The organism is Anaerolineales bacterium, from assembly GCA_016928575.1.
GTDB lineage: Bacteria > Chloroflexota > Anaerolineae > Anaerolineales > RBG-16-64-43 > JAFGKK01.
The window spans coordinates 1-5,430 of the sequence record JAFGKK010000112.1 but is presented as its reverse complement, the minus strand read 5'-3'; the positions used below and the strand labels follow the sequence as shown (position 1 = coordinate 5,430).

The window sequence follows — 5,430 nt, the reverse complement described above, 5'->3', positions numbered from 1 at the left end:
GGGGTAAGGGGGTGAGGGGGTGAGGGGGGTGAGGGGGGAGCCCGCCTTTGCTTGACCCTCGCGCTGGGCGGCTGGTATAATCCGGCCGCATTGCAACCGACGGTTTTTGAGGAAAAATCATGCCTAAACGAACGTATCAGCCTAAAGTCCGCCGCCGCGCCCGCGTGCACGGGTTCCGCGCGCGCATGGCCACCCACGGCGGACGGAAGGTTCTGGCCGCGCGGCGCGCCAAAGGGCGAGCCCGCCTGGCCGTCCAACAGCGCCACGTTAAAAAATCCGATTGGAACGGCAAGTAATCCCTCCCGGCGGTCGAACAGCGCCGGGACCGCAAGCATGCAGAGACGGTTCCGCCTCAATCGTTCCGGCGATATCCAGCGGGTGCGGCGCACAGGCAAGTCGTATGCCCACCCGCTGGTCGTTCTGGTCGCCGCCCGGGGGGAAAACGCCGACCGGCGGATCGGCGTCACAGCCGGCGTCCGGGTGGGAGGCGCGGTCGAGCGCAACCGGGCCCGCCGCCGCATCCGCGAGGCGGCCCGCGCGCTTTCCGGCTCCCTCGCCGCGGGGTGGGACCTGCTTCTGGTGGCCCGCCGCGGCGCCCTCACGGCTCCCTATGCGGACCTCTTGGGGGCAGTGCGCGCGCTGTTTCAACGGGCGGGAGTGACGGAAACCGATGACGGACGCGAACCCCGCGCCGGATAGCGATCCTCCGCTGCGGTCGCTTCCATTAAAATGGAACACCCTGCCGCGTTGGCCGCTGCTGGCGGCCATCCGGCTATACCAGCTGACGCTTTCGCGGTTGATCGCCCCGGATACCTGCCGTTTCTACCCGTCCTGCTCGCATTACGCCTACCAGGCGGTGTTCAAGTACGGCGTTTGGAGGGGCGGCTGGATGGGCTGCAAGCGCCTGTTGCGCTGTACGCCGTTCTCCGAAGGCGGATACGATCCGGTGCCGTAAACGCACCGGAAACGTAGATTGTGATTGGGGCCGACCCGAATTCGAAGCGTTGCGCGGCCGAAGCCGCATGGAGTTGAATAGAAGATGCTTGGCGATCATTCCTTTATTAAGATAATCCGCAAGGGGATCCGCCCGCGGCTCGCGGCGGCGGCGCTTCCGCTGCTGCTGGCCGCCTGCGCCGGCGGCGCGCCCAACCAATCCTGGGCCGGATTGGCCGTCAGGGGCGACCTGGCCTACCTGGCGCACAACTATCACATCTCCGCCGTCAATCTCTCCTCGGGCGAGATGGTCTGGAAGTATCCGGAGGAGGTGGACGCAAAAACGCTCTTCTACGGCGATCCGCTGATCGATTCCCAGGGCTACCTGGTGGCCGGAGCCTACAACGGCGCGGTGGTCAAGTTGAATGCGGAAACCGGAACGCCGGTGTGGAAAGCCGAAGGCGACGGCGAAAAGATCATCGCCCCGATCGCCGAGGGGCCCGACGGCGAGTATTACGTCTCGAGCGAGAGCGGGGACCTGCGGGTGCTCGGCGGTTCCGACGGGGCGCTGATCAAACGCATCCCGCTGGACAAGATGACCTCCTGGGGGCCGATGGCCGTCAACGGCGAGCGAATCTACATCGCCACGATCGAGCACAAAGTGATGGCGGTGAATTTCGAGAGCGGGGCGGCGGAGTGGACGGTCGACCTGGGGGCGGCGATCGCCGGCGGGGTGAACCTGGTCGATGGAAAACTGGTCGTCGGCACCTTCACCGACAGGATCTACGCTTTGGATCCGCAAACCGGCGCGACTCTGTGGGAGGCCGCGGCCGAGGGCTGGGTCTGGCAGGCGCCGATTTCGGACGGCGAAACCGTCTTCGCGGCGGACCTGGGCGGAGCCCTGCGCGCGCTCGCACTCGCCGACGGAAGCCCGCTGTGGAGCGTCCAGGTTGGGGCGCCCGTCCAAGCCGGACCGGCGGCCCAAGAGGGGCAGGTGTTCGCCGGGACCTCGAAGGGGACCGTCCGCGCCTATTCGATCGAGGCGGGGGCGCCGGTTTGGGAGCAGACCGTCGAAGGCGCGGTCCACGGCAGCCTGCGTCTCTCGGGCGGCAAACTGCTCGTGGTGGTGAGCGGGGCGAAATACCAGCTGGCCGCGCTCAACCCCGAGAGCGGCGTCATCGTCTGGACTTACGCGGAACCGACTTAATGCCGACGCCCTCCGGGGCGCGGCCGATGGGATGGCCTTATGTGGGATACGTTCATTCTTAATCCGCTGATCAACGCCCTGCTGTTCCTCTATCAGCTGTTCGGCGGCAGTTTCGGCCTGGCGATCATCGTCTTCACCATCGTCATCCGCCTGGCCACCTACCCGCTGACCGCCTCTTCGCAGAAGAGCATGAAGAAGATGCAGGAACTGCAAGGCTCGAAGGAATGGCAGGACCTGCAGAAGAAGTACGCCAAAGACAAGGAAAAGCTGCAGAAGGAGCAGATGAAGCTGCTGCAGTCGGCGGGCGCCAATCCGGTGGGCGGCTGCCTGCCCATCCTGATCCAACTGCCGGTCCTCATCGGGCTGTACCAATCGATCCAGAACGTGATTCCGTCCACCCCGCTGCAGCTGTTCAGCCTTTCCCAGCGGATGTACGATTTCTTTCCCGTGGCGTTGATCCCGCTGAAGAAGACTTTCCTGTGGCTGAACTTGGCCCAGCCCGAGCACCTGGTCCTCCCCGGGATTCCCTTCCCGATCCCGGTGCTGGCGGGCTTGGTGCTCGTCACCAGCTGGGTTTCCCAGCGGATTGTCCCGGTGATGAACACCGAGGCCCAAGGCGGGCAGACGAGCCTGCTGATGAACGTCTTCATGGTGATCTTCATCACGCAGATCTCGCTCACGCTCGCCTCCGGGCTTTCGCTGTACTTCATCGTGAGCAACCTGATCACGATCATCCAATACATGCTGATGGGCAAGGTCGCCTGGAAGCAGGTGTTCAGCTTCCGATCGAGCGCCCCGTCCCCCAAGAGCGCGAAGTAGGAACCCGCGCCGCCGGCCCGCAAGTGCGCGGACAATCGCGGAGGCGTTCCCCCGGGGCCGGGCGGGAACCATCCGGAAACAGCCTGGAGAGGCGGTCCCATGGCGACGGAATACAGAGCCAGCGTGGAAACGACGGCCCCCACGGTGGGGGAGGCGGTGGAACGCGGTCTGGCCCGGCTTGGTTTGCGGAGGGACCAGGTGGAGATCGTGGTCCTCGAGGAAGGGCGGCCGGGGCACATGCCCGGGATGGGCGTCCCCTCGCGCGTGCGCCTGACGGCGCTGGATCCCTCCGCGGCGGAGGATCCGGATCTGGAGGCGGCCCGGACCGTGGTCCAAGAGCTATTGGCGCGGATGCGGGTGGCCGCCAGCACGACCGCCGAGTGGACCGTCCCCCAGGACGAGCATGAAGCCCGGCACGCGCTGATCGAGATCCACGGTCAGGACCTGGGGATCATGGTCAGCCGGCGGGGCGAGGCGCTGGGGGCGATGCAATACCTGGCGCGGATGATGGTGGCGCGCAAGCTCGGCCGCCCCCTGCCGGTGATCGTCGACGTGGAGGGATTCCGGCGGCGGCGTGAGCAGCAGCTGCGGCGCATGGCGCGCCGGGCCGCCGAGCAGGCGGTGGAGCGCGGCCGGACGGTGGTGCTCGAGCCGATGCCCGCCAACGAGCGGCGGATCATTCACATCGAATTGCGCGGCCACGCGGATGTCACCACCGAAAGCGTCGGGGTCGGCCGCCAGCGCAAAGTGACGATCGTCCCCGGGACCGGCCGGGGGCCGGACGAGGGGCAATCCGGTTGACGGGTGCTTGCCGCCCATGGTAAACTGGCAATTCCGGCAAGCCGCCTGATCGGCAGAAGGCGGCAGCCGTTTTGAAATCGGAGGAAAAACCCATCAGCGCATCGGAATTTCGCGTCAACGAGCAGATCCGGACCCGCGAAGTCCGCCTCATCGGGGCGGACGGAGCCAACGTGGGCGTGGTCAGCCTGCAGGAAGCCCTGCGCCTGGCGCGCGAGGCAAGCCTGGATTTGGTGGAAGTCTCGCCGGGGGCCGATCCGCCGGTCTGCCGGGTGCTGAACCTGGGGAAGTTCCTCTACGAAAAGGAAAAGAAGGAACGGCAGGCCCGCAAGGCGCAGACCAAGATCGAAGTCAAGGAGATCCGCCTGCGCCCCAAGACCACCGACCACCACCGTTCGTTTAAAATCCGCGATGCGCGCAAGTGGTTGCAGGACGGGATGAAGGTCAAGGTGCGGATCCGCTTCCGCGGCCGGGAAATCACCTACCCGGAGATCGCGCGCGAGGACCTGGCCCAGATCGCCAAGGAGCTGGAGGACGTGGGGGTGGTGGAGCAGCAGCCGGATATGGAAGGGCGCACGATGCTGATGGTGCTGGGGCCGTCGAAAAAGAAATAGGCCCCCGGGTCCGACCCGAAACCAAGACACGGCGCCGGGCATGTCCTTAGCGGCAGCGAGGGATCTCCCGGCGCAATCGCGTCAAACGCAATTCATGGAGCAAGCGACATGCCTCGAAAACAGAAGAAGGGCAAATACAAACTCAAGACCCACAAAGCCACCGCCAAGCGCTTCCGCGTCACCGGCGGCGGGAAGATCATGCGCACCAAGGGCGGAAAGAGCCATCTGCGGCGGAACAAATCCCAGCGCAGCGCGGCCCTCTTCACCGAGATGGTCGAAGTGCAGGGGAAAGGCACGGCCAAGCGCGTGAAGCGGCTGGCGCCCTACCTCAAGCAATATAAAGCCAATCCTCCCCGCTAGGGGCAGGCCGCCGGACGGTCCGGACGGCCGTCCTAAGTTGCCGTCGTTGCGTGCGTGCAACGGGGCGCCCGATCTGCCGCCGGAACGCGGCAGGGAGTCGGCGCCCGGCGCGCAGGGATCGGCAGGAGAGCGAACGCATGACCAGAGTCAAGGGAGGCTACCGGCCTCACCTCCGCCACAAGAAGATCATCCGCATGGGCAAGGGCAAGTTCGGCTCGCGCCACCGACTGTTCCGGCGCGCCAACGAAGCCATGCTCAAGAGCCTGTGGTACGCCTTCCGCGATCGGCGCAATCGCAAGCGCGATCTGCGCAAGCTGTGGATCGTCCGGATCAACGCCGCCGCGCGCTTGAACGGCACCACCTACAGCCGGCTGATCGCGAAGCTGCACGCCGGCAACATCCTGCTCAACCGCAAATTGCTCGCCGATCTCGCGGTGCGCGACCCGAAGGCCTTCACCCAGGTGGTTGAGGCCGCGGGCAAGTGAATTCCCCAAGGAGAATCAGGCGGCCCGGTGAAAACCGGGCCTTTTTTATTCGAAGCCCGCGGTGCAGGCTCGGGGATTACAAATTGATCGTCATGCCCGAGTGTAATAAACCTATTCGCATTGTCCGTCATGCCCGAGGGCAATGAGCCTGCCTCAAATTGTTCGTCATGCCCGAGTGCTTTAATCGGGCATCCAGGAACATGGGGAGTGTAAT

General features: G+C 65.5%; 9 protein-coding genes. All 9 read left to right on the top strand.

What is annotated here, in order from left to right; translation table 11 throughout:
- The first annotated feature begins 119 nt into the window (after nt 1–119).
- Nucleotides 120–296, top strand: a complete 177-nt coding sequence (rpmH, locus tag JW929_13785; GenBank protein ID MBN1440475.1) for a 50S ribosomal protein L34 — start codon at nt 120–122, stop codon at nt 294–296.
- A gap of 37 nt (nt 297–333) precedes the next feature.
- Nucleotides 334–699, top strand: a complete 366-nt coding sequence (rnpA, locus tag JW929_13780) for a ribonuclease P protein component (GenBank protein ID MBN1440474.1) — start codon at nt 334–336, stop codon at nt 697–699.
- The gene (gene yidD / locus JW929_13775; GenBank protein MBN1440473.1) at nt 671–955 is read left to right on the top strand and encodes a membrane protein insertion efficiency factor YidD; all 285 of its coding nucleotides are present in this window, start codon (nt 671–673) and stop codon (nt 953–955) included. Before rnpA ends, yidD begins: the two co-directional genes overlap by 29 nt.
- Nucleotides 956–1,039: 84 nt before the next feature.
- Nucleotides 1,040–2,140 carry a PQQ-binding-like beta-propeller repeat protein gene (locus tag JW929_13770; GenBank protein ID MBN1440472.1) on the top strand — a complete coding sequence of 367 codons (1,101 nt, stop codon included), beginning with the start codon at nt 1,040–1,042 and terminating at the stop codon, nt 2,138–2,140.
- 39 nt (nt 2,141–2,179) lie between these two features.
- Nucleotides 2,180–2,959: a YidC/Oxa1 family membrane protein insertase gene (locus JW929_13765; protein MBN1440471.1), complete on the top strand. Its 780-nt coding sequence runs from the start codon at nt 2,180–2,182 to the stop codon at nt 2,957–2,959.
- A gap of 99 nt (nt 2,960–3,058) precedes the next feature.
- Nucleotides 3,059–3,760, top strand: coding sequence for a Jag N-terminal domain-containing protein (locus JW929_13760; GenBank protein MBN1440470.1), 702 nt, complete (start codon nt 3,059–3,061; stop codon nt 3,758–3,760).
- 71 nt (nt 3,761–3,831) lie between these two features.
- Complete coding sequence (infC, locus tag JW929_13755) at nt 3,832–4,371, top strand: translation initiation factor IF-3 (GenBank protein ID MBN1440469.1); 540 nt, start codon at nt 3,832–3,834, stop codon at nt 4,369–4,371.
- Between the two features lie 108 nt (nt 4,372–4,479).
- The gene (locus JW929_13750; GenBank protein MBN1440468.1) at nt 4,480–4,731 is read left to right on the top strand and encodes a 50S ribosomal protein L35; all 252 of its coding nucleotides are present in this window, start codon (nt 4,480–4,482) and stop codon (nt 4,729–4,731) included.
- Between the two features lie 137 nt (nt 4,732–4,868).
- Nucleotides 4,869–5,216, top strand: a complete 348-nt coding sequence (gene rplT / locus JW929_13745) for a 50S ribosomal protein L20 (protein ID MBN1440467.1) — start codon at nt 4,869–4,871, stop codon at nt 5,214–5,216.
- The last annotated feature ends 214 nt before the right edge of the window (nt 5,217–5,430 follow it).

Coding starts and splice junctions, on each gene's coding strand:
- rpmH (MBN1440475.1), top strand. CDS start 120: ATGCCTAAACGAACGTATCAGCCTAAAGTCCGCCGCCGCGCCCGCGTG.
- rnpA (MBN1440474.1), top strand. CDS start 334: ATGCAGAGACGGTTCCGCCTCAATCGTTCCGGCGATATCCAGCGGGTG.
- yidD (MBN1440473.1), top strand. CDS start 671: ATGACGGACGCGAACCCCGCGCCGGATAGCGATCCTCCGCTGCGGTCG.
- JW929_13770 (MBN1440472.1), top strand. CDS start 1,040: ATGCTTGGCGATCATTCCTTTATTAAGATAATCCGCAAGGGGATCCGC.
- JW929_13765 (MBN1440471.1), top strand. CDS start 2,180: ATGTGGGATACGTTCATTCTTAATCCGCTGATCAACGCCCTGCTGTTC.
- JW929_13760 (MBN1440470.1), top strand. CDS start 3,059: ATGGCGACGGAATACAGAGCCAGCGTGGAAACGACGGCCCCCACGGTG.
- JW929_13750 (MBN1440468.1), top strand. CDS start 4,480: ATGCCTCGAAAACAGAAGAAGGGCAAATACAAACTCAAGACCCACAAA.
- rplT (MBN1440467.1), top strand. CDS start 4,869: ATGACCAGAGTCAAGGGAGGCTACCGGCCTCACCTCCGCCACAAGAAG.